Below are 22,872 nucleotides of genomic sequence, written 5' to 3'. Positions count from 1 at the left end.
GATCCCGCGCCCCTTCCCCTGCCCCGGATGCTGTGCCAGAAGCGCCAGCGCGACCGGGGCCCAAACTTGTTCGCTTCGGGCCCGCCGATACGGCATCTCATTGTCAATAAGAGGTTCGCTCCGTGCTGTCACTACTTGCCGCAAGCATCCCTGCCGATCCGATCTACTGGACCGATTTCGGCCTCAAACCGGGGATCGAACTCGGGTTTTTTACCCTGCGGTTCTATTCGCTTGCTTACCTGATCGGGGTGATCTTCGCCTATTGGCATACCTCCAAGATGCTGAAGCAGCCCGGCGCGCCGATGGCGCAGCGCCATGCTGACGATCTGTTTTTCTACTGCACGCTCGGGGTGATTCTCGGCGGGCGGCTGGGCTATGCGATGTTCTACGACCAGAGCCTGTGGACCGGCTTTTCCGGCGATGGCTTCGTGACGTGGAAGCTGCTGCGGCTGTGGGACGGCGGTATGAGCTTCCACGGCGGCCTCGCCGGGGTGACGCTGGCAATGGCTTACGTGGCATGGCGCGATAAGCTCAATTTCATCCGCGTGGTCGATTACGTCAGCGTCGGGGTGCCGATGGGGATGTTGCTCGGCCGCCTCGCAAACTTCGTCAATGGCGAGCTCTGGGGCCGGGTCAGCGATGTGCCCTGGGCGATGGTCTTCCCCCGCGCCGGTGATTTGTCGCGCCATCCCAGCCAGCTCTATCAGGCGGGGCTGGAAGGGCTGGCGATGCTCGTCATCATGTTGGCGCTGTTCTGGTTCACCCGTGCGCGCTATCGGCCCGGCCTGCTGGCGGGGGTCTTCACCACCGGCATGGGGGTGTCGCGCTTCGTGAATGAGTTTTTCCGCGAGCCGGATCAACAACTGGCTGACTTTGCGGCCCGAACCGGGCTATCGATGGGGCAATGGCTGACGATACCGCTTATCCTGACTGGGTTGATTGTCGTGTTCTACGCGCTGCGGAAGAAGCCGCTGGCGGCGGGGATCAGCGCGCCGGCTTGAACGGCGGCGCGGCAGTCTGGCGCAGCGCGCTCAGGCTGATCGATCCGAAGCCCGAACCCGAAAGTGTTGCGCGCCGCGCGCCGGATCCGGCCGCGCGCGCGGCGGCCGAGGCACAGGCGCGCGAACAGGCCAAGGCCGAAGCCCGCGCCCGGACCGAAGCCGCTGCCCGTGCGAAGGCTGAAGAACTCGCCCGCGCCAAGGCCGAAGCCGAAGAACGCGCCCGTGCGCTGAAGGAAGCGCGCGCGCGAGAGAAGGAAGAGGCTGAGGCCCGCGCCGCTGCCGAACGCGAAGCCCGCGAGAAAGCCGCCGCCGAAGCGCGTGCCCGCAAGCAGGCGGAAGCCGAAGCCCGCGCGCGCGCCGAGGCCGAGGCGCGGGCCAAAGCCGCCGAGGAAGCGCGGCTGCGCAAGGAAGCCAAAGCCCGCGAAATCGCTGAAGCCAAAGCCCGCGCCGAAGCTGTAGAACAGGCCCGCCGTGAGGCTGAGGCCGCTGCCGCTGCCGCCAAGGCCGCCGCCGAGGAAGTTGCTCGCCGCGAAGCCGAAGAGCGCGCCCGCGCCGAAGCCGAAGCGCGCGCCAAGGCCGAAGAAGAAGCCCGTCTGAAGAAGGAAGCCGAAGCCCGCGCCAAGGCAGAGGCCAAGGCCCGTGCCAAGGCGGAAGCGGAAGCCAAGGCCAAGGCCGAAGCGGAAGAAAAGGCCCGGCTCGCCGCCGAAGCCAAGGCCCGCGCCAAAGCGGAAGCCAAGGCCAAGGCCGACGCCGAGGAAGCCGCTCGCATCGCCGCCGAAGAGGCCGCGCGCCTTGCTGCCGAGGAACAGGCCCGCCGCGAAGCCGAGGAAGCCGCTGCGGCAGAAGCCGCGCGCCTCGCTGCCGAAGCCGCCGCTGCGGAAGCCGCTGCCCGCGCCGAGGCCGAGGCCAAGGCTGCCGAACAGGCGCGGCTCGAAGCGGAAGTCCTCGCCCGCGCAAATGTCGATGTTCCCGCCACGCTCAAGCGCCTCATCCGCGAGACCGGCCCGATCAGCCTCGCGCAGTACATGGGCGAAAGCAACGCGCGCTATTACGCCAGCCGCGATCCCCTGGGCGAGCAGGGCGATTTCATCACCGCGCCCGAAGTCAGCCAGATGTTCGGCGAGCTGATCGGGCTGTGGCTGGTGGACCTGTGGGTCCGTATGGGCAGCCGCAAGCGCATCCATTATGTCGAGCTTGGCCCCGGTCGGGGGACGCTTGCGAAGGACGCGCTGGCAGCCGCAAGGCGCTATGATTTCGCGCCGGAGATCCACTTCGTCGAAACCTCGGCGAGCTTGCGCAAGATTCAGCGCGAGGCCTTCCCCGAGTGCCACCATCACCACGACATTTCGACCCTGCCTGACGATGCCCCGCTGCTGATCGTCGCCAACGAATTCTTCGACGCGCTGCCCGTGCACCAACTGATGCGCTCCGCCGATGGCTGGTTTGACCGGTTGGTCGGGCTCGATGGCGAGGACTTTATCTTCATGGCGGGCAAGGAGCGGATGGATCATCTGGTGCCCGCCAGCTGGGTGACAGCGGCGCAAGGCGCGATGATCGAGACCAGCCCTGCCGCGGTCGCACTGATGGCCGAGATCGCGCGGCGTCTGAAGGATCAGGGTGGCGCGGCGCTGGTGATCGATTACGGCCATATGGAACTGCGCTCAGGCTCGACAATGCAGGCGCTGAAATCGCACAAGAAGGTCGATATCTTCGCGCATCCCGGCGACGCCGATCTGACCGCGCATGTCGATTTCGAGCTGCTCCAGCAGGTCGCCGCCGATAACGGCGCGGATGTGATGGGGCTGCAATATCAGGGCGAATGGCTGCGCCAGATGGGGATCGACACGCGGATGGAGGCGCTCCAGCGCCGCAACCCCTACGAGAAAGATAAGATCAAGCGGCAGCGTGACCGGCTGGTCGAGGATTCGCAGATGGGCACCTTGTTCAAGGTGCTCGGGCTATGTGGGCGGCGCTGGCCGTTCGGGGTGGGGTTCGATTGATGATGCGACTGCGGCGGATGCTACTCGTGGCCGGACTGGCGCTGGCGGTGCCTGCCAGCGCGGCCGAGCCGGTTTCGGGACGCTGGCTGACGGCCGAGAAGGACGCGGTGATCCTGATCGCCCCCTGTGGCAAGACGATGTGCGGCACGATCGAGAAATTCCTTGTCCCCCCGCCGCAGGGCAATGATCAGCGCGACGTCAACAACCCCGACCCCGGCAAGCGCAAACGCCGCCTGCTGGGCATCGCGATCCTCTCGGCCTTCGCCGCGGATGGCGATGTGTGGCGTGGGCAGATCTACGATCCCAAAAGCGGCAAGAGCTACCGCTCGGTGATCCGCCGCAAGGGTGCTGGTGTGCTGGAGGTGAAGGGCTGCATCGGGCCGTTCTGTCAGACGCAGGTGTGGCGCAAGGCGTCTTGATTTTTTGCACGCCATTCGGCGTGCCGTATCCTCGCTCACGCCGCCTGACGGCGGCATCGCTGCGGGCGGCCGGTCGGCCTTGCGGTCGCTTTGCGACCGTTCCAGCGTAACCTTCTAAAGTCCAATCTTTGCCGCCAATTCCGCTGCCGCGGCTTTCGGCGTCAGCTTCTTGGCATCCTCGCGATCGACCGCCAGGTTCGCTTCTCGCATTGCTTCGACACTGATCGCGCCGAGCAATGGTTCGAGCGCGGCGATCACGCCTTTGTTGTCGGCGATGCGGGGGGAGAGCATCAGCAGCGCGTCATAGCTCGGCAGCGCGCCCTTGGGGTCGGCCAGCACCACCAGCCTGTCCGCCGCGATCCTCCCGTCCGAGGTATAGGCGCTGATCACATCCGCCTCGCCTGACGCCAGCGCATTGTACATGAAGGTTGGGGCGAAATTGCGCGATTGGCCGAAGCGCAGGCCATAGGCGTCACGCACCGCCAGCCATTCGGGCCGCTCGAAGAATTCGGGGTCCCCGCCGACGGTCAGGTTCGGCGCCTTGCCGACCAGATCGGTGAGCGAGGTGACGCCCAGTTCCTTCGCCCGGTCGCTGCGCATGGCGAAGGCATAGGCGTTCTCGAACCCGAGGCGGCCCAGCACCTTCACCCCGTTCTGCCGCCACTCCCAATCGCGGATCGTCTCGTACATTGCCTCGCGGCCGGGGTTGTCGGCGCGCTTGAGATAGTTCGTCCAGATCGTCCCGGTGTAATCCACCGAGATGTCGATGCTGGAGGAGGCGACGGCGGAGTGCACCACCGCGCTTCCCAGCCCGTCGCGATATTCGACCGCGTAACCCGCCGCTTCCAGCCGCGCGCCGATCAGCTGGGCGAGGATATATTGCTCGGAGAACTGCTTGGAGGCGATGACGATGCGGCGCTCGTCGCTCCCCGCGCTTTGCGCCCAGAGCGCAGCGAGGATGCCGAGGCCAACCACCGCCATCCCGCCAAACGTCATCCAGCGCGAGCGTTTGGCCAACCCGACTTCGATCACCCACAGCAGGTTATCCGCCGCCAGCGCCAGCCCTGCGCTCGCCACGCATCCCGCCAGCACCAGCGCCCAGTTCTGGGTTTGCAACCCCGCGAAGATCGGATCGCCCAGGCTCGGTTGGCCGATGGTGGTGGCCAGTGTTGCCGCGCCGATGGTCCACACGCTTGCAGTGCGGATGCCGGCCATGATGAAGGGGGCGGACAGCGGCGCTTCGACAAGATAGAGCTTCTGCCACTTGGTCATGCCGACGCCGTCGGCGGCCTCCAGCACGCCCTCGTCGAGATTGGCCTGCGCCGTCACCGCGTTGCGCAGGATCGGCAGCAGCGCATAGAGCGTCAGCGCCATCAGCGCCGGCAGGAACCCGAGTGTCGGCAGCCCCTCACCGAACACCGTCCGCAGGGAGAGCAGCAGCGGGAAGAACAGCGCCAGCAGGGCGAGCGCCGGGATGGTCTGGACGAGGCTCGCAAGGCTCAGGGCAAGACGCGAGACGATCGCAGAGCGGCTCGCCCACACCGCCATCGGCAGGGCGATCAGCATCGCAAGGCCAATCGCGCTGGCCGACAACACCACATGCGCGGCGAGCTTGTCACCCAGGCCGGGGAGGATGTCCCAGATGTCCTGCATCAGCCCTGTGCTTCCATCGCGGCGAGCCGTTCGGCCTGATGGCGCGGGACGGCGACCAAGCGCTGCGCCACCGGGCCGCCCGCCCCTGCCAGCAGCGCGCGTGGGCTTTCGTCGGCGACCAGCTGGCCCTTGTCCATCACCAGCACCCGGTCCGCCAGCAGCAGCGCTTCGGCCATGTCATGCGTCACCATGACGGTCGTAAGCCGCAGCGCATCGTGGAGTTCGCGCACCTTGCGGCCCAGCGCGTCCCGGGTGACAGGATCGAGCGCGCCGAAGGGTTCGTCCATCAGCAGCAGCTCCGGCCCGCCCGCCAGCGCACGGGCCACGCCGACCCGCTGGCGCTGGCCGCCGCTGAGTTCGTCGGGCATCCGGGTGGCGTAGGCCGGGTCAAGCTCGACCAGCGCGAGCAGTTCGGCGATCCGCTGCGGGGCGAGTTTCTCCCCGGCGAGGCGCGGGCCGATGGCGATGTTCTCGGCCACCGAGAAATGCGGGAACAGGCCAATGCCCTGAAACACATAGCCGACCCGGCGGCGCAGATGCGCAGGCTTGAGCCCCGCCACGTCCTCGCCTGCGAACAGCACCCGGCCCTCGGACGGCGCGACCAGCGTGTTCACCGTTTTCAGCAGCGTCGATTTGCCCGAGCCTGACGCCCCGACCAGGGCGACGAAACTGCCGGGCACCAGATCGCAGGTGACGCCGGCCCCCACTGCGCCCACCGCCGTGACCTCGCCGAAGCGGCAGATCACCCCGTCGAAGCGGAGCAGGGGTGAAGGCGTCGTCATGCGCCGCCATGATTAGCGAGGTTAGACGCCCCGCGCCAGCGCCAGCGATTGGCCTTTCGCCGATGGCTTGCTATGCGGCATCACAGAACAATCATTACACCCGCAGGACATAAAATGCGCGCGACCCCCGATTTCGACTTCCACCTTGGCGAAGCGGCCGAGATGATCCGCGACACCACCGCGCGCTTCGCCGACGAGCAGATCTCGCCCTTGGCCGAGCGCACCGACCGCGAAGACCGCTTCCCGCGCGAATTGTGGGAGCCGATGGGCGCGCTGGGCCTGCATGGCATTACGGTCGAGGAAGAATGGGGCGGGCTGGGGCTCGGCTATCTGGAGCATGTGATCGCGGTCGAGGAAGTCTCGCGGGCGAGTGCCAGCGTCGGGCTTTCCTACGGCGCGCATTCCAACCTCTGCCTCAACCAGATTCGCCGCTGGGGGGATGATGAGCAAAAGGCCAAGTATCTCCCCAAGCTGATCAGCGGTGAACATGTCGGCAGCCTCGCCATGTCCGAAGCGGGCGCGGGCAGCGACGTGGTCTCGATGAAGCTCAAGGCAGATGCGGTGCAGGGTGGCTACGTCCTCAACGGCACCAAATTCTGGATCACCAACGCACCCGAGGCCGATACGCTGGTGGTCTATGCCAAGACCGATGGCCACGCCGGATCGCGCGGCATCACCGCCTTCCTGATCGAGAAGGGCGACGAGGGCTTTGCCATCGGCCAGAAGATTTCCAAGGTCGGCATGAAGGGCTCCCCCACCGCCGAGCTGGTGTTCAACGACTGCTTCGTCCCCGAAGACCGCATCATGGGCCCGCTCAATGGCGGCGTCGGTGTGTTGATGAGCGGGCTGGATTACGAGCGCGTGGTGCTCGCCGGATTGCAACTCGGCATCATGCAGGCGTGCCTCGACACCGTGATCCCCTACCTGCGCGAAAGGAAGCAGTTCGGGAAGCCGATTGGCTCCTTCCAACTGATGCAGGCCAAGGTCGCCGACATGTACGTCGCCCTGCAATCGGCCCGCGCCTACACCTATGCGGTCGCCAAGGCGTGTGACGCGGGCCAGACGACGCGGTTCGATGCGGCGGGCGTGATTTTGCTCGCGAGCGAGAACGCCTTCAAGGTCGCCGCCGAAAGCGTGCAGGCGCTGGGCGGCGCGGGCTACACCACCGACTGGCCGGTGGAGCGCTACATGCGCGACGCCAAGCTGCTCGACATCGGCGCGGGCACGAACGAGATCCGCCGGATGCTGATCGGGCGGGAGCTGATCGGGGCGGCGGGGTGATCCGCCCGAGCCGTTCGCTTGCTGTCCTTCGTGTGCTCGGCGGCGGGCTTGCCCTGTCGTTGATGATCGGCGAAGCAATCCGCACCTGGGGGACAGGGCGGCCTTGGCCGTTCTGGTTCGACGATTACTGGACCGGTGGGTTGCTGCTGGCGGGCGCGATTCTGATGAGCCGACCCACGCCGCTGCGCAGCCATGTGTTCATCGCCGGTTGGGCGGCGTGTCTCGGAATGCTGTTCGGCAGCTTCTTCGGCAAGGTTTACGAGCCGGGCAGTTCCAACCCCGGCAATATCGACCTCGGCTTTCTCACCATTCTGATCGGTATGGCCTTCGCAACCGCATTGGTCGGCCTTATCTGGTCGCTGTTCGAAGTGGCTCGCAAATGACGCCATCCTTCAACCTCACTCCGAAACGGAAGAGCCACGCATGAGCACCGACGAAGACTACGTCTATGACGAGGCGAGCGGCGAGTGGATGCTGGCGTCCGAACAGGCGGCCAAACAGGCCGATGCGGACCGGGTGGAAGTTCGCGATGCGGTTGGCAACCTGCTCGCTGACGGCGATGCGGTGACGCTGATCAAGGATCTCGAGGTCAAGGGCGCGGGCCAGACATTGAAGCAGGGCACGCTCATCAAGTCGATCCGCCTCACCGGTGATGCGCAGGAGATCGACTGCAAATACCCCGGCATCAAAGGACTGGTGCTGCGGGCTGAGTTTGTGCGCAAGCGGTGATGCGGGGCGGGGAGCTTTTGGTTGCCGCTGCACTGGCGATCGCCGCATGCGCGCCCGTGCCGCCTGCCGCTGCGAAACAGGAGATTGCGATGTTCACCGCTTCAGACCTCGACAAGCTCGACTTCCTGCTCGGCCGCTGGATTGGCACCGGTCCGGACGGCAAGCCCTTCTACGAGGCCTATCGGCGCACCGGCCCCACCACGCTGGTGAGTGAGCGCCATGCTGACGAGACGTTCTCCAAGATCGTCGACGGCAGCACCGTCGCGCTGGAGGATGGTCGCATCACCTCGACCTGGGGCGAGTTCACCTGGGTCGCCGACCGGATCGAGGACGGCCTCGCCAGCTTCGCCCCCGTCAACGCGCCCAGCGCCTTCACCTGGCGGCGGCTGGATAGCGAGACTGTCGAAGTGACCCAGAACTGGACCGACGATAAGGGCGTGGCGCAAAGCTATGCCCTCACGCTCAGGAAGATTGGCTGAGACTTATGACCGCCCCCACCCTTACCACGAAACTCGACCGCGAAAGCCCCGAGGCCAAGGCCCGGTTTGCGCACAACCACGCGCTCGCCCAGCAATTGCGCGCCGCCGTCGCTGAAGCGGCGCTGGGCGGGCCGGAGAAGCACCGTGAACGCCATGTCTCGCGCGGCAAGTTGCTGCCGCGTGAGCGGGTTGAACGGCTGCTCGATCCGGGCTCGCCCTTCCTTGAGATCGGCCAGCTTGCCGCCAACGGGATGTATGAGGGCGACGTCAACGGCGCCTCGATCATCACCGGGGTGGGGCGCGTCTCGGGCCGCCAGTGCATGATCGTGTGCAATGATGCGACCGTGAAGGGCGGCACGTACTACCCGATGACGGTCAAGAAGCACCTGCGCGCGCAGGAGATCGCGCAAGAGAACCGCCTGCCGTGCATCTATCTGGTGGACTCGGGCGGGGCGAACCTGCCGCATCAGGCGGAGGTCTTCCCGGACCGCGACCACTTTGGCCGGATCTTCTTCAATCAGGCGAACATGAGCGCCCTCGGCATCCCGCAGATCGCCTGCGTCATGGGAAGCTGCACCGCAGGCGGCGCTTATGTGCCCGCCATGTCGGACGAGAGCGTGATCGTACGCAATCAGGGCACGATCTTCCTCGCCGGCCCGCCCTTGGTGAAGGCCGCGACGGGCGAGGAAATCACTGCCGAGGACCTCGGCGGCGGTGACCTGCACGCAAAGAAGTCCGGCGTGGTCGACCACTTGGCCGAAAACGACGAACACGCGCTCACCATCGTGCGCGATATCGTCAGTCACTTGGGCGCGAACACCGGCGCGGCGAAGGATGTGGCGCTGAAGGACCCGCGGCCACCCAAGTATGACGCCGAGGACCTCTACGCCCTCATCCCCGAGGATGTTCGCGCGCCCTATGACGTGAAGGAAGTGATCGCGCGCCTCGTGGACGGAAGCGAGTTCCACGAGTTCAAACAGCACTACGGCGCCACGCTGGTGTGCGGCTTTGCCCATATCTGGGGGATGCCGGTCGCGATCCTCGCCAACAACGGCGTGCTGTTTTCCGAGAGCGCGCAGAAGGGCGCGCACTTTATCGAGCTTGCCTGCCAGCGCCGCATTCCGCTGCTCTTCCTCCAGAACATCTCGGGCTTCATGGTCGGCGGGAAATACGAGGCGGAGGGCATCGCCAAGCATGGCGCGAAGCTGGTCACCGCGGTTGCCACCGCGACCGTGCCGAAGGTCACCGTGGTGATCGGCGGCAGCTTCGGCGCGGGCAATTACGGGATGTGCGGGCGGGCGTACTCGCCGCGTTTCATGTTCACCTGGCCCAATGCGCGCATCTCGGTGATGGGCGGCGAGCAAGCCGCTTCAGTACTGGCGACAGTCCACCGCGACGCTGACAGCTGGACCCTGGAGCAGGCCGAGGCCTTCAAGTCCCCGATCCGCCAGAAATACGAGGACGAAGGCAACCCCTACTACGCCACTGCCCGCCTGTGGGACGACGGCGTGGTCGACCCGGTGCAGACCCGCGATGTGCTGGGGCTGGCGTTTGCCGCCTGCCTCGAAGCGCCAATCCCTGAGCGGCCTGCATTTGGCGTGTTCCGGATGTAGGTTGAAACCCTCCCCCAACCCCTTGCGTATCTAACCCAAGTTAAGCCACAAGGGTCAGGCCTTTGGGAGGGGCGCACCGCTTGCACAAACCATTGAACCCTGCGCCGTTGCGCAAGCCCACGCTGCTGTCGCGCATCGTGCGGCGGATCATTCTGGCCATCTGGTATGCGCGGGGGTGGCGGATCGATTCTCCTCTGCCCAAGCATCTGAAGAAGTATGTGCTGGCCGGCGCGCCGCATACATCGAACTGGGATTTCGTGTTCTTTACCGGGGCGACGCATGAGGAAGGCGTGAAGCCCAATTTCATGGGCAAGCACACGCTGTTCCAGGGGATCATGAAGAACTTCATGCTCGATATGGGCGGCATCCCGGTTGACCGCCGCAAGAGCGCCAACGCCACTGAACAGGTCGCCGCCGAATTCGCGGCGCGCGATGAACTGGCGCTGGTGATCGCGTGCGAGGGCACCCGCAAGTCGGACGGCAAGTGGCGCTCCGGCTTCTATCATATCGCCCGCGCAGCCAATGTGCCGATCGTCCCTGCCTTTGCCGATAACGCCGCCAAGATTGTCAGCTTCGGCCCGCCGATGCTGCCGACCGGTAATTACGGCGAAGACCTGCTGAAAATCGCCGAATGGTTCCGCGCCAAGCTGCCCGATTACGAGCGCTTCAAGGTGCTCGAACAACAGGCGCGCGACATTATTGCCGGAAAGAACGATGTTTGAACTCCTCGCCCTGAATGCCGCGATCCTGCTGGTGCTGGTGCTGATCCAGTGGGCGATCAGCGTGAAAATCGACGATGTCAGCTTCATCGACGCCTTCTGGGGCGCGGGGATGGGCATCCTTGCGGTGGCGAGCTGGCTGCACGTGCCCGGCGGGCCGGGCGCTTTGGCGACGCTGATCATGCTGATGACGGCGGCATGGGGCTTCCGGCTCGGCGGGTATCTGTTCCTGCGCTGGCGCAAGGAAGGCGAGGACAAGCGCTACAAGATGATCCTCAAGAAGGATCGTGAGGCCGGAAACTTCGCCCGCGCCGCGCTGACTCGCGTGTGGCTGATGCAGGCGGTGCTGCTGTTTGCGGTGTCGAGCCCGGCGCAGGTCGGCATCCTCGCCAGCCCCGAACCCTCTCCGATCCCGCCGCTGGCATGGGCGGGTTTCGCCCTGTGGAGCGTTGGCGTGTTCTTTGAATGGGTGGGCGATTGGCAGCTGACCCGCTTCAAGGCTGATCCGGCCAATCACGGCAAGGTGCTCGACACCGGGCTGTGGCGCTACACCCGCCACCCCAACTATTTCGGCGATTTTGCCGCGTGGTGGGGCATTTGGCTGGCCTGTGCTGCGGCCGGTTGGTGGTACGCGCTGGCGACGATCATCGGCCCGCTGTTCCTCAGCTTCACGCTGACCAAATGGTCGGGCGTCACCCTGCTGGAGAAGGGCCTCGACAAGACCAAGGGCGACAAATACGCCGAATACAAGCGCCGCACCTCGGCGTTTTTCCCGATGCCGCCGCGGAACGGATAGGCCGCTCAACCGTCTCTCCGCCATGAGCTTTCCCTTGCTGCGTCGCACAAAAATCGACGAGCGCCTCTTCCGGCCTGCGCCCGCTTCGCCTATGTTGGCGGTTGCGCGAGGAGGCGCGACCGACATGGGATTGAACGAAACGGCCCGGGAAGCCGAACGCGAGCGGATCGCGCGGCATGTGCTCGATCTGGTCAAGGAGCGCGGCTCGGAAATCCCCTGGACGGTCGCGATGGCCGAAAGCGGGCTGACCCGCGCGCGCTTCGAAGCGCTGTTTGCCGATTACGACGATCTGTTCGATGTGGTGGCGCAGACGTGGTTCGCCCCGCAGTTGCAGGTGATGGAAGAGGTGCTCGCCACCAACCTGCCGCCGCCGCGCAAGATGTACGAATTCTTCCGCCGCCGCTTCGTGATCTCGCAGGAACGCTTCCGCGCCGATCCGCACTTTTTCAGCATCCTGTGCGAAATGGGCGCGGCCAATTTCGAACGGGTGCGCTCCTACGTCGATCTCGCCGATCATTACCTGTGCGAGTTGATCGCCGAAGCGCAGGCCGATGGCTATTTCGCGGGGCTGGAGATTGACGAGGCGCTGTCGCTGATTAACCAGATGATCTCGAACTACACCTTGCCCGATGCGCTGATCTATCTCGGCGACAAGCTGTCCGAGAAGAAGCTGGCGCGGATCGTCGACACGATGTTCATCGGCTTGTCGGGTGAAGCCGGGGCCGATGCCTCGGGCGTGAACACGTTGAAGGTTGCGTCCTAAGCCGCGTCCCACCACGCTGCTGACGGATCGCCTGCCCCACGCGCGCCGCGGCGCTGCAAGCCATCGAACAGCCCGCCTTCCAGCTGCATCGTCGCAGGCGCAGTGCGGTTCCAGTCCATGACGTAGAGCCGCTCGGCGATCTGCCAGCGGCCTTCGCGCTTCGCCAGCGTGTCGAGATAGCGCCCGCCGACCACGAGTTCGATCTCGCCATCGGGCGTGGGGATGATGTGGAGCGCGACGCAGTTGGTTTCAGCCCGCGCAGTCAGGCCCGCGATCCGGATCACGGTGTTGCTGATATTGTGCTGGGTGAGGCGCATGGAGCCGAGGCCCGCCATCAGTCCGGGGATCACATCGGCGATGGGCTTCGCGCCGTCGCCATAGTCGATCACAGCGTCAGGCGTGAACACTGCCGCGAGCTGTTCGGGATCGCAGCGGTCGATCCCGCGGCAATAGAGCGCAAGGGTTTCGGCAATGGCGAGCCGGTCGGCGAGTTCGATCATGTCCATGGTGCCACTTTACCGCTCCGGCGCGGCCAGCGGGACTGCCGAAAGCGTCAGCGTTTGGGGTCCCGCTTGAATTGCAGCACGTTGGCGGGAAGCTTGCGGGGCGGCGGGCGCAACCGGTGTTCGGCCAGCGCATATTTGAGCGCGGCGCCCACCATCACGCCGGAGATCAGCAGGATCACCCCGGCCCAGAACCAGTGCGGCAGGCCCAGCGCAGCTTCGATCTGTCCGGTGTCCGAAATCATCGCCTGCCCGTCCACCATGCCCTGCTCGGTGAACAGGTAATTGAAATCGCGCAGCATCGACATGGCGCCGAGCACGCCCAGGAATTGCAGGCTGAACCTCGCAAAGGCAGGGGAGGCCCGCCATGCGATCAGGCCAAGGATTCCCGCGACCAGTGGCAGCACCCATAGCCCCGTCAGCGAGCGCACCCAGATCAGCACGCTGGCAAGAATGACTGCCGCGGACAGCCACAGCACCGGTCGCCACGCCTTGGGATGGGCGCTGGCGACGATCAGCAGCGCCCCCACCGCGCTCGGCGCGATCGGGCCACCTGCCGCGATCGCCGCATGGGTGAAGCGCGACGCCTCGCCCGAGACCTGGCTCTCGGCCACGCCTGAGCCATTGGGGAAGATCATCAGCTGTTCGAAATGCTGGCCGAGCAGCATCGCGGTAAGGCCGTGGCCCATTTCGTGAAACCACGTCGTCAGGATCGCGAAGGGGTAGATGAGGTAGGTGCCAAACGGCAGCGCGGGCAGCATCGTCACCACCAGACCGGCGACGACCAGCCGTCCGATCGCTTCACCCTGCGAGCCGGGAGTGACAAGCGGCTGCATGGGTCAGCCAGCCGCAGCGGGACTATCAGGCGCGTGGCCTGAAGCGTCGACCGAGATGCCGTGTTGACGCACCGTTTCCTCGTCCTGCTCGCGCTGTTCGCGCAGGATCGACCAGCTCGCAAGGAACAGCCCCGCCACCAGTGGCCCGAGCACGATGCCCGAAAAGCCGACGAAGCTGATCCCGCCCAGCGTGGTGATGAGGATGATCCAGTCAGGGATTCCGGTATCGCGGCCGACCAGAATCGGGCGCAGCACATTGTCGGCTGACGAGATGACGAAGAACCCGGTCAGCAGCACGAATAGCCCCTGCCAAGTCTCGCCCGTAATCAGCAGATACAGTCCGGCCGGCACCCACACTGCGCCCGATCCGATCACCGGCACCAGCGCGAAAATCGCCATGATCACCCCGAACAGCAAGGCCGAGGGCACACCCGCGATCATCAGTGTCACCGTGCCGAGCGCGCCCTGCACTAGGGCAACTACGCCGGTGCCCTTGATCGTGGCGCGCACGATGCCGAGGAACCGCTCGGCCAGCCGGTCGGCGATGCTGCGTTCGACCGGGACAGCGCACAGCACGGTGCGCCCGATCCGCTCGCCATCGCGCAGCAGGAAGAACATCACATACAGCGCCACGCCGAAGGAGAGGAAGAAGCTCAGCGCCCCGCTGCCGATCGAGACAGCCTGCGATGCGATCATCCCGGCGCTTTCGGTCAGCAATTCCTGCAAGCGCGTCTGCACCATCGCGATATCGGCCCAGCCACTGCGATCCACCGCTTCGCGGGCGAACTGCGGCAGCCGCGTGTAAACCGTGTCGAACAGCGCCGCGAGGTCGATGGGCTGCTGTTGCAAGGTGGTGACCAGCACAAAGGCTTGCTGGATCACCATCGAGGCCACCCATGCCGCGGGCACCAGCACCAGGATGAAGATGATCAGCAGCGAAAGCCCTGCGGCCGGATTGCGACGGCCGCGCAGGCGCCGCAGCACATTGCGATAGAGCGGCTGGAACATGATCGCCGCCAGCCCCGCCCACAACAGGGGCTGGGCGAAGGGATAGATCACCACGGCCATCAGCAGAGTGACCACCGCGAGGATGATCAGAAAGCTGGTCTGTTGCAGTTCCTCGGTACGGTGGGGTTGGGTCGCCATTGCTGCTCCGGATCTAGACGTCGAGATTGGCAACGTTAAGGGCATTATCCTGAATGAACTCGCGCCGCGGTTCGACGATATCGCCCATCAGGCGGGTGAAGATTTCGTCGGTGACGTCGGCATCTTCAACCTTTACTTGCAGCAGCACGCGGGCTTCGGGGTCGAGCGTGGTTTCCCACAATTGCTCGGCATTCATTTCGCCCAGACCCTTGTAGCGGGCAATCGCGAGGCCCTTGCGCCCGGCAGCGAAGATCGCGTCGAGCAGCTGGCTCGGGCGGCTGATCCCGTCGTCCTGCGGCAGCGGCGGCGGGGCTGCGACCTGCTCGGCCTCTCCGGCAAAGGGATCGCCTTCGATCGCCTCGGCCCCAAGGGGAGCGTCAGCCTCCGGCTCGTCCGGCACGTCGCCCGCGCGCACAAGGCGGACAGGCGAGGCATAGGCATCGGCCTGTGCGGCGGCGAGGCCGTGGAGTTTGTGGGCTTCGGTGCTGACGAGGAAGCGCGCGTCGATTTCGTGCACGTCCTTCACGCCGCGCCACAGGCGTTCGAACACGACCGTGCCGTCATCGCGCTGATAGGCGCTCCAGCGGGCTTCGCGGTCGCCCGCGCCCAGCCGTCCGGCGGCGCGGCCCAGCGCAGCAGCGAGCGCGTCGCCCGCCAGCCCCGGTTCCAGCGCGCCGACCAGCGCCATCTGTTCCACGATCCCGCTGTCATAGCGGCGCGGGACGAAGGCGAGCAGGTTCTTCAGCCGCAGCGCGCCATCCACCAGCGCGCGCAGATCATCGCCGCCGCGTGCCCCTTCGGCGGTTTCGATCACCCGGCCTTGCAGGCCGGCATCGACCAGATAGCGATCAAGCGCGGCCTGATCCTTGAGATAGACCTCGCTCCGTCCCTTGGAGACCTTGAACAGCGGCGGCTGGGCGATGAACAGGTGCCCGGCGCGGATGATGTCGGGCATCTGGCGGTGGAAGAAGGTCAGCAGCAGCGTGCGGATATGCGCACCGTCCACGTCAGCGTCGGTCATGATGACGATCTTATGGTAGCGCAGCTTTTCCAGATTGAATTCATCGCGGATGCCGGTGCCCATCGCCTGAATCAGCGTGCCGACTTCCTTCGACGAGATGATCCGGTCAAACCGGGCGCGCTCCACGTTGAGGATCTTGCCCTTGAGCGGCAGGATCGCCTGCGTCTTGCGGTCACGGCCCTGCTTGGCGGAGCCGCCTGCGGAATCCCCTTCGACCAGGAACAGTTCGGACTTCGCCGGATCGCGTTCCTGACAGTCCGCCAGCTTGCCGGGGAGCGAGGCGACGCTCATCGCGCCCTTGCGGCTCATTTCGCGAGCGCGGCGGGCGGCTTCGCGGGCGGCAGCGGCGTCGATCACCTTCTGGATGATCGACTTGGCATCGCCTGGATTCTCTTCGAGCCATTCGCTCATCTTGTCGCTCATCAGCGATTCGAGCGGCTGGCGCACTTCGGACGACACCAGCTTGTCCTTGGTCTGGCTGCCGAACTTGGGATCGGGCAGCTTCACGCTGACGATGGCGGTCAGGCCCTCGCGCATGTCCTCACCCGAGAGGCTGACCTTTTCCTTCTTCAGCATTCCCGAACGCTCGGCATAGTTGTTGAGCGTGCGGGTCAACGCGGCGCGGAAGGCAGCAAGGTGCGTGCCGCCGTCGCGCTGCGGGATGTTGTTGGTGAAGGCGAGGACGTTCTCGTAATAGGAATCGTTCCATTCCAGCGCGACGTCGATCCCGATGCCGTCCTTCTCGGCCGAGACCGAAATCGGCTCGGGGATCAGCGGCTGCTTGTTGCGGTCGAGATACTTCACGAAGGCCGCGATGCCGCCCTCGTAGTAGAGATCGTGCTCCAGCACCTCCTCGTGCCGCTTGTCGCGCAGCTTGATGCGCACGCCGGAGTTGAGGAAGGCGAGCTCGCGGTAACGGTGCTCCAGCTTTTCGAAATCGAACTCGGTGACGTTCTTGAACGTGTCGTGGCTGGCCTTGAAGGTGACCCGCGTGCCCTTCTTGAGGCCGTTCTCATCGCCATTGCTGGCGACCGGCGGGGCATCGCCCGTCACCACCAGCGGGGCAACCGCATCGCCATGTTCAAACCGCATCCAGTGCGACTTGCCTTCGCGCCAGATCACCAGCTCCAGCCATTCGGACAGCGCGTTGACCACCGACACGCCGACGCCGTGCAGACCGCCCGAGACCTTGTAGGCGTTGTCGTCGGAGGTGTTCTCGAACTTCCCGCCCGCGTGCAGCTGAGTCATGATCACTTCGGCGGCGGACACGCCTTCCTCGGTGTGCATCCCGGTGGGAATGCCGCGCCCGTTATCTTCGACCGACACGGAACCATCGGGGTTCAATTCGATCAGAACGAGGTCGCAATGACCGGCCAACGCCTCGTCGATGGCATTGTCCGAAACTTCAAAGACCATGTGATGCAGGCCGCTGCCGTCATCCGTATCGCCGATATACATGCCCGGACGCTTGCGCACGGCATCGAGGCCCTTGAGAACCTTGATCGAATCCGCGCCATATTCGCCCATCTGGCGGACGCGTTCGGGAAGACCTTCGGGGGCCGGGTCAGAGGCTTGTGAGGTGGTGTCGTTCATGCTGATCATATAGGGCTTGCGCGGCGGAAACCCAACCGTGGGAGGCCCTCAAGGGCCGCTTTTCCACGAATGTTCAGGGCGCTTGGTCGATGGCGTCAGAACGCCGGGCGGAAATGCACTGCGCCGCGCCACATTGTCGCATCGAACAGCGGCATCATCCCGGCGCGGGTGGCGTCATCGAACTGGGTGACATGGCACGCGGCAGCGGCCTTGGCGGCTTCGAGATCGGCGGGGGTGTAGGGGATGCTTTCGGTCAGCAGCGCCGGATCGGTTGTGGCCCATTGCGCCATTTCCGCCACCGGCGGCAGTTTGCCTGCGGGGATGCCGACATAGAGCAATTTGGGGCGCTCGGCGGCGGGCATGGCCTGCACCGCCTGCGTCGCGAGCGCGCTCACCATGCGGTGATCAGCGTGGCCATAGCCGCCATCCGGCCCCCAGGTGAGGATCAGGTCGGACAGCGCGAACTGCTCCTTGAACGCCGCTGCCAGCGCCCGCGCCGGGCTGCCTTCCTGATGCGCGGCAAGGCCCAACTTGCCATCGGGATGCTCGGCACCCAGCAAGGTCTCCACCCCCAGCGCCTCGACAGCACACCACGCTTCGGCAATGCGCCGCTCTGCCAGAGCGGCACCCGGCGAAAGGCGCGAAACGCCCGGCCCGGCATCGCCAGCAGTCGCGTAGTAGATGGCAACATCCGCCCCCTGCCGCGCCAGCGAGGCTATCGCTGGGGCCATCGGCAATTCGTCATCAGGGTGGGCCAGCACCACCAGCACGCGTTGCGGCTCCGGCGGCGCACTCTGCCCTTGCGCCGGGCAGAGCGCCAACGCTCCAAGCGTGATGGTGATTGCGGTGCGCATTATGTCCCTCTCCTAGCCGCGCTTCCTGCCACTTGTGCGAGCCACTTCGCAAATCCTTTGCGCGAGGAGCTGGGCTGATTATGCATGGCCCCCATGAGCCACGACCTGATGATGAGCCGCCTTGCCGAACCCTTCGGCAGCTTCCCCAACATCCTGATGGAATGGAGCCGCATCAAGGGCGATGACCTCGCCCTCGTCGACGAAAAGCGCGAGGTTTACTGGGCCGAGCTCGTCGGGCTGGTCGAACGGCTGGCGGCGCGGCTGGTGGAGACCGGGTTGCAACGCGGGCAATCGGTCGCGATCCTCGGCACCTCCACGGTCGAATATGCGCTTGTGTTCCTCGCCGCGATGCGCGCTGGCGGCGTGGCGGCGCCGCTGACAACCAGTGCCTCGCCCGAACAGCTTGCGGGGATGGCGAAGGATTCGGGCGCGATCCATCTCTTCATCGATGCGGCCAAGGCGGCGGAACTCGGCGCCGACTTCATGGCTGACCTGATCCGTGTGCCGCTGGAGAGCATCGATCAGTGGATGGCTCCTCCCGGCACCCGCGCGCCGGCCTTCGTGCCGGAGCCCAAAGACCCGTTCAACATCATCTATTCCAGCGGCACGACCGGCATCCCCAAGGGCATTGTCCATTCGCACCAGATGCGCTGGCGGCAATTCGCGCCGACCGCGCTGAGTTACCTCGGCGCCGGGATCGAGGTGCGCTCGCTCGCCTCGACACCGCTCTATTCGAACACCACGATGGTCGCCTTCCTGCCGGTGCTGCTGGCGGGGGGCTGCGTGCGGGTGATGGGCAAGTTCGATTGCGCGAAGTGGCTGGCCTTTGCTCAAGCCGACCGCACGACGATCACCATGCTGGTGCCGGTGCAATATCAGCGGCTGATGGACTTTGCAGGCTTCGATGACTTCGACCTGACGAGCCTCAAGCTCAAATACTGCACCTCCGCGCCGTTCTCGGCGGAACTCAAGCGTGAGGTGCTGAAGCGGATGCCCGGAGGGTTGATCGAGATCTATTCGATGACCGAGGGCGGGGTCGTGTGCCTGCTCGCCGCGCACGAATTCCCTGATAAGCTTCACACCGTGGGCCGGCCCGCGCCGGGCAGCGAGTTGAAGGTGCTCGACGACGAGGACCGTGAAGTGCCGCCCGGCACCCCCGGCAACATGGTCGGCCGCAGCCTCACCATGATGAGTGGCTACAAGAACCGCCCCGACAAGACCGCTGAAGCGCAGTGGATCGACCCTGCCACCGGCGAGGCGTGGATGCGGATGGGCGACATTGGCCGGGTGGACGCGGAAGGCTTCGTCGAACTGGTCGGCCGCGCCAAGGACATGATCATCTCGGGCGGGTTCAACATCTATCCTTCCGATCTCGAAGCCGAATTGTGCAAGGAACCCGGCGTCGCCGAGGCGGCGGTGGTCGGGATGCCGTCGCGCAAGTGGGGAGAGAGCCCCGTCGGCTTCGTGGTGCTGAAGGACGGCGCGCCTGACCCTGAGGCGATCATGGCGGCGGTGAACGCGCGGCTCGGCAAGACCCAGCGCCTCGCGGCGCTCCACCCGATTGCGGAAATGCCGCGCAGCCACATCGGCAAGCTGCTCAAGACCGATCTGCGCGAAGAGGCGGCACGGTTGGGCGGGGTGGAATAGCGGGGCCCTGAAATAGCTCGGCCCGGCTCCTCGGGTGAGGAACCGGGCCGCGGTAGGCTTTCGCTATGTTGCGCGCGTTACACGATATCAGAGGCTTGAGGCCCTAGACAATAAACGTGTTGAACGCGGTGCCGCTGATGGCAACGGCGAGCAGCAAGGCGATAACCTTTTCGCTGATCATGTTCATGGTTCGGGTTTCCCTGTTTTGTTGTTGTTTGGGAGTCCGGGCAATCGGGGGGAGTTGGGGAGAGGACTGCCCGGACCGGAACATCATATACAAAGTCCCGCGCAATTTTCAATCACCCATAAGACTGAAAATAATTCATCACCGCAATCGAAAAAGGCAATCACCGGAGCGTCGGCGCAAGGCGATGCGGCTGGGTTTGGTGCGATCTGGGGAATGAGCAGCTTGAGACGCGGCCACCTTTTAAGGGGGGGGAGGGCGGTGGCCGCGTCTCGTTCGCTGCATGTCCGGCGCTGGGCCGGACGGAGACAGGGCGGGAGGGCCAAGCAGGGGGGAGCGCTGGCCGCTCCTGCCGGTCAGGCAGGCAGGCAACGGGTCCGTGTTCGGATGCCGCACCCGGGCGATGGCTCCACATGGAAGAATGCCGGTTTGGAGAGAGGGGCCCGGCTACGCATCGCTCGATCGGCGAAGTGGTGTTGCGCAGGTCCGAATTCAAATGCGAAAACACCAAGGTTAGTTGCAAGGCTTGCAACAATTGGCGTCGCAATGAGAATCAAAACGGCCGCCAGATCGCTCCGGCGGCCGTTCCGTTTCAGAGGCTTGGCCTGCCTTAGTTGGCGGCGACGGTGCGGCCGCTGCGGGCCTGCTGCATCATGGCAACCCGCTCGACTTCGGCGAGCGCGACGGTGCGGGCTTCGGCGACGCACTTGCTGTCGACCGAGGTGCGGCCGCTGCTGTAGCGACCGGCGGCTTCGACGGTGCAGGCCTGACGCAGCTTGGCATCGATGCGCGCTTCAAGCGCGGCGCGACCTTCCGGCGTGGTCACGTCGACATCGCCATAGGCAATGCGGACGGTCACGGCCTGCTCAGCGGCCGGCTCTGCGGCAACGGGCGCTGCAACGGCGGCGAGGGCAATCAGGGGGAGAATGAAACGCATGGGGAACTCCGATTGTGAGAGAGGGTGTCGGTAGGACGATGCCGTTGATCGGCATTCGGTTGCTGTTTGAAACTCTGGTGCAGTGCACAAGAATAATGTGCAAATGCGAAAGGTGCAGAATTGGTTCCAAAGATTGCAACGAATCCGGGCAATTTTTCCGGGAACCCGTTGAAAATGCGTCGCCACTTTTATGCTGCACTGCAAAAGTGATGGCCTGTGATGCGGCGATGCTGGACAGCGGGGGGCGTGCTTCGTAATCCGCCGCCATGAGCGCGCACCCTTCAAGCCCCGCAGCGGGCGATTCTGCCGTCCCCGAATCGATCCTGATCGTCGATTTCGGCTCCCAGGTGACGCAATTGATCGCGCGCCGCGTGCGCGAAGCGGGGGTCTATTCCGAAATCGCCCCCTTCACGCAGGCCGAAGCCGCGTTCCAGCGGATGCAGCCCAAGGGCATTATCCTGTCAGGCTCGCCCGCCAGCGTCCCCGAAGACGGCAGCCCCCGCGCGCCGCAATCGCTGTTCGATGCGGGCCTGCCGATTCTTGGCATCTGCTATGGTCAGCAGGTGATGAGCCAGCAGCTCGGCGGCGAAGTGCGTCCCGGGCATGAAACCGGCGAAGGTGGCGAATTCGGCCGCGCCTTCCTGACTGTCACCGGTGAATGTTCGCTGTTCAACGGTTTGTGGGAGGTGGGGGAGCGCCATCAGGTCTGGATGAGCCACGGCGACAAGGTCACCCAGTTCGCCCCCGGCTTTGAAATCGTCGCCACGTCCGACGGCGCACCCTTCGCGGTGATCGCGGATGAGGCGCGCAAGTTCTACGGCACCCAGTTCCATCCCGAGGTGGTCCACACCCCCGATGGCGGCCGTCTGATCGCCAATTTCGTCCGCCACGTCTGCGGCCTCAGGGGCGACTGGACCATGGCCGAGTTCCGCAAGACCAAGATCGCCGAGATCCGCGCGCAGGTGGGCGACAAGCGGGTGATCTGCGGGCTTTCGGGCGGAGTCGATTCGGCGGTCGCGGCGGTGCTGATCCACGAAGCGATCGGCGATCAGCTGACCTGCGTCTTCGTCGACCACGGCTTGATGCGCATGAACGAGGCCGAGCAGGTCGTCACCCTGTTCCGCGACCATTACAATATCCCGCTGGTGCACGTGGAGGCCGAAGAGCTGTTCCTCGGCGGTCTTGCGGGCCTCACCGACCCTGAGGCCAAGCGCAAGTTCATCGGCAAGACCTTCATCGACGTGTTCGAGACCGAGGCCAAGAAGATCGGCGGCGCAGACTTCCTCGCCCAGGGCACGCTTTACCCGGACGTGATCGAATCGGTCTCCTTCACCGGTGGGCCGAGCGTCACGATCAAGAGCCACCACAATGTCGGTGGCCTGCCCGAACGCATGAACATGCAGCTGGTCGAGCCCTTGCGCGAATTGTTCAAGGACGAGGTGCGCGATCTCGGGCGTGAGCTGGGCCTGCCGCCTGCTTTCGTCGGCCGCCACCCCTTTCCCGGCCCCGGCCTCGCGATCCGCATCCCCGGCGAAGTCACGAAGGAGCGCTGCGATATCCTGCGCAAGGCGGACGCGATCTACCTTGAGGAAATCCGCAACGCGGGTCTCTATGACGCGATCTGGCAGGCCTTTGCGGTGCTGCTGCCGGTCAAGACCGTCGGCGTGATGGGCGACGCGCGCACCTATGATTCGGTCTGCGCGCTGCGGGCCGTCACCTCGACCGACGGGATGACCGCGGACGTGTTCCCCTATGACGCCGGGTTCCTGACCCGCGTCGCGACCCGCATCGTCAACGAGGTGCAGGGCATCAACCGGGTGGTCTATGACTATACGTCGAAGCCGCCGGGAACGATCGAGTGGGAGTGACAAGCCGGGTGAACGGAGTGCCGCTACGTTGATCCGCCCCTTCCGCCT

The 22,872-nt window shown here is 65.3% G+C and carries 22 protein-coding genes; 13 read left to right on the top strand and 9 right to left on the bottom strand.

Annotated features, from left to right (window positions below):
- Window positions 1-122: 122 nt before the first annotated feature.
- The 3 genes from lgt to GVM20_RS11270 are packed head-to-tail and all read left to right on the top strand — an operon-like array spanning window position 123 to window position 3,420.
- The gene (gene lgt / locus GVM20_RS11280) at window positions 123-1,001 is read left to right on the top strand and encodes a prolipoprotein diacylglyceryl transferase (RefSeq protein ID WP_166547294.1); all 879 of its coding nucleotides are present in this window, start codon (window positions 123-125) and stop codon (window positions 999-1,001) included.
- The gene (locus GVM20_RS16540) at window positions 905-3,001 is read left to right on the top strand and encodes a class I SAM-dependent methyltransferase (RefSeq protein WP_353653148.1); all 2,097 of its coding nucleotides are present in this window, start codon (window positions 905-907) and stop codon (window positions 2,999-3,001) included. The genes lgt and GVM20_RS16540 overlap by 97 nt, the downstream gene beginning before the upstream one ends.
- The gene (locus GVM20_RS11270; protein WP_166547293.1) at window positions 3,001-3,420 is read left to right on the top strand and encodes a DUF2147 domain-containing protein; all 420 of its coding nucleotides are present in this window, start codon (window positions 3,001-3,003) and stop codon (window positions 3,418-3,420) included. Before GVM20_RS16540 ends, GVM20_RS11270 begins: the two co-directional genes overlap by 1 nt.
- Window positions 3,421-3,534: 114 nt before the next feature.
- Here GVM20_RS11270 and GVM20_RS11265 read toward each other — a convergent pair whose 3' ends face one another.
- Window positions 3,535-5,073: an ABC transporter permease/substrate-binding protein gene (locus GVM20_RS11265; RefSeq protein WP_166547292.1), complete on the bottom strand. Its 1,539-nt coding sequence runs from the start codon at window positions 5,071-5,073 to the stop codon at window positions 3,535-3,537.
- Entirely contained in the window at window positions 5,073-5,855 is a 783-nt protein-coding gene (locus GVM20_RS11260; RefSeq protein WP_166547291.1) for an ATP-binding cassette domain-containing protein, read from the bottom strand. Before GVM20_RS11260 ends, GVM20_RS11265 begins: the two co-directional genes overlap by 1 nt.
- 114 nt (window positions 5,856-5,969) lie before the next feature.
- Here GVM20_RS11260 and GVM20_RS11255 point away from each other — a divergent pair, with 114 nt between their 5' ends.
- The 8 genes from GVM20_RS11255 to GVM20_RS11220 all read left to right on the top strand — a co-directional run bounded on the left by GVM20_RS11255 (window position 5,970) and on the right by GVM20_RS11220 (window position 12,235).
- On the top strand, window positions 5,970-7,136 hold the full coding sequence (locus GVM20_RS11255; protein WP_166547290.1) for an isovaleryl-CoA dehydrogenase: 1,167 nt from the start codon (window positions 5,970-5,972) through the stop codon (window positions 7,134-7,136).
- The gene (locus GVM20_RS11250; RefSeq protein ID WP_166547289.1) at window positions 7,133-7,519 is read left to right on the top strand and encodes a hypothetical protein; all 387 of its coding nucleotides are present in this window, start codon (window positions 7,133-7,135) and stop codon (window positions 7,517-7,519) included. The genes GVM20_RS11255 and GVM20_RS11250 overlap by 4 nt, the downstream gene beginning before the upstream one ends.
- Window positions 7,520-7,559: 40 nt before the next feature.
- Window positions 7,560-7,865 (top strand): alkylphosphonate utilization protein, encoded by a 306-nt coding sequence (locus GVM20_RS11245; protein WP_166547288.1) that lies wholly within the window; start codon window positions 7,560-7,562, stop codon window positions 7,863-7,865.
- Between the two features lie 89 nt (window positions 7,866-7,954).
- Window positions 7,955-8,344 (top strand): hypothetical protein, encoded by a 390-nt coding sequence (locus GVM20_RS11240; protein ID WP_166547287.1) that lies wholly within the window; start codon window positions 7,955-7,957, stop codon window positions 8,342-8,344.
- A gap of 5 nt (window positions 8,345-8,349) precedes the next feature.
- Window positions 8,350-9,957 carry a carboxyl transferase domain-containing protein gene (locus GVM20_RS11235; RefSeq protein ID WP_166547286.1) on the top strand — a complete coding sequence of 536 codons (1,608 nt, stop codon included), beginning with the start codon at window positions 8,350-8,352 and terminating at the stop codon, window positions 9,955-9,957.
- Between the two features lie 107 nt (window positions 9,958-10,064).
- Window positions 10,065-10,679: a lysophospholipid acyltransferase family protein gene (locus tag GVM20_RS11230; protein WP_234031971.1), complete on the top strand. Its 615-nt coding sequence runs from the start codon at window positions 10,065-10,067 to the stop codon at window positions 10,677-10,679.
- A complete protein-coding gene (locus GVM20_RS11225; protein WP_166547285.1) occupies window positions 10,672-11,472 on the top strand; it encodes a DUF1295 domain-containing protein in 801 nt (266 codons plus the stop codon). Before GVM20_RS11230 ends, GVM20_RS11225 begins: the two co-directional genes overlap by 8 nt.
- A gap of 124 nt (window positions 11,473-11,596) precedes the next feature.
- Window positions 11,597-12,235, top strand: coding sequence for a hypothetical protein (locus tag GVM20_RS11220; RefSeq protein ID WP_166547284.1), 639 nt, complete (start codon window positions 11,597-11,599; stop codon window positions 12,233-12,235).
- On the opposite strand, the gene GVM20_RS11215 is transcribed toward GVM20_RS11220, so the two are convergent.
- The 5 genes from GVM20_RS11215 to GVM20_RS11195 form a co-directional block, all read right to left on the bottom strand.
- Entirely contained in the window at window positions 12,232-12,735 is a 504-nt protein-coding gene (locus tag GVM20_RS11215; RefSeq protein WP_166547283.1) for a nuclear transport factor 2 family protein, read from the bottom strand. The two genes, GVM20_RS11220 and GVM20_RS11215, sit on opposite strands and share 4 nt — an antisense overlap.
- Window positions 12,736-12,788: 53 nt before the next feature.
- A complete protein-coding gene (locus tag GVM20_RS11210) occupies window positions 12,789-13,574 on the bottom strand; it encodes a M50 family metallopeptidase (protein WP_166547282.1) in 786 nt (261 codons plus the stop codon).
- A 3-nt stretch (window positions 13,575-13,577) separates the two neighbouring features.
- Entirely contained in the window at window positions 13,578-14,720 is a 1,143-nt protein-coding gene (locus GVM20_RS11205) for an AI-2E family transporter (protein ID WP_166547281.1), read from the bottom strand.
- A 13-nt stretch (window positions 14,721-14,733) separates the two neighbouring features.
- A complete protein-coding gene (gene gyrB / locus GVM20_RS11200; RefSeq protein ID WP_166547345.1) occupies window positions 14,734-17,268 on the bottom strand; it encodes a DNA topoisomerase (ATP-hydrolyzing) subunit B in 2,535 nt (844 codons plus the stop codon).
- Between the two features lie 161 nt (window positions 17,269-17,429).
- Window positions 17,430-18,188, bottom strand: a complete 759-nt coding sequence (locus GVM20_RS11195; RefSeq protein WP_166547280.1) for a PIG-L family deacetylase — start codon at window positions 18,186-18,188, stop codon at window positions 17,430-17,432.
- Between the two features lie 84 nt (window positions 18,189-18,272).
- Here GVM20_RS11195 and GVM20_RS11190 point away from each other — a divergent pair, with 84 nt between their 5' ends.
- Window positions 18,273-19,835 carry a class I adenylate-forming enzyme family protein gene (locus GVM20_RS11190; RefSeq protein WP_166547279.1) on the top strand — a complete coding sequence of 521 codons (1,563 nt, stop codon included), beginning with the start codon at window positions 18,273-18,275 and terminating at the stop codon, window positions 19,833-19,835.
- A gap of 103 nt (window positions 19,836-19,938) precedes the next feature.
- Here GVM20_RS11190 and GVM20_RS11185 read toward each other — a convergent pair whose 3' ends face one another.
- On the bottom strand, window positions 19,939-20,109 hold the full coding sequence (locus GVM20_RS11185) for a hypothetical protein (RefSeq protein ID WP_166547278.1): 171 nt from the start codon (window positions 20,107-20,109) through the stop codon (window positions 19,939-19,941).
- A 520-nt stretch (window positions 20,110-20,629) separates the two neighbouring features.
- Complete coding sequence (locus GVM20_RS11180) at window positions 20,630-20,956, bottom strand: UrcA family protein (RefSeq protein WP_166547277.1); 327 nt, start codon at window positions 20,954-20,956, stop codon at window positions 20,630-20,632.
- Window positions 20,957-21,222: 266 nt separating this feature from the next.
- Here GVM20_RS11180 and guaA point away from each other — a divergent pair, with 266 nt between their 5' ends.
- Complete coding sequence (gene guaA / locus GVM20_RS11175) at window positions 21,223-22,824, top strand: glutamine-hydrolyzing GMP synthase (protein ID WP_166547276.1); 1,602 nt, start codon at window positions 21,223-21,225, stop codon at window positions 22,822-22,824.
- The last annotated feature ends 48 nt before the right edge of the window (window positions 22,825-22,872 follow it).

It is taken from the genome of Porphyrobacter sp. SLTP, assembly GCF_009905735.1.
Lineage (GTDB): Bacteria > Pseudomonadota > Alphaproteobacteria > Sphingomonadales > Sphingomonadaceae > Erythrobacter.
Note: the sequence above shows the minus strand (reverse complement) of the source record. Positions and strands in the feature narration are given on the sequence as shown.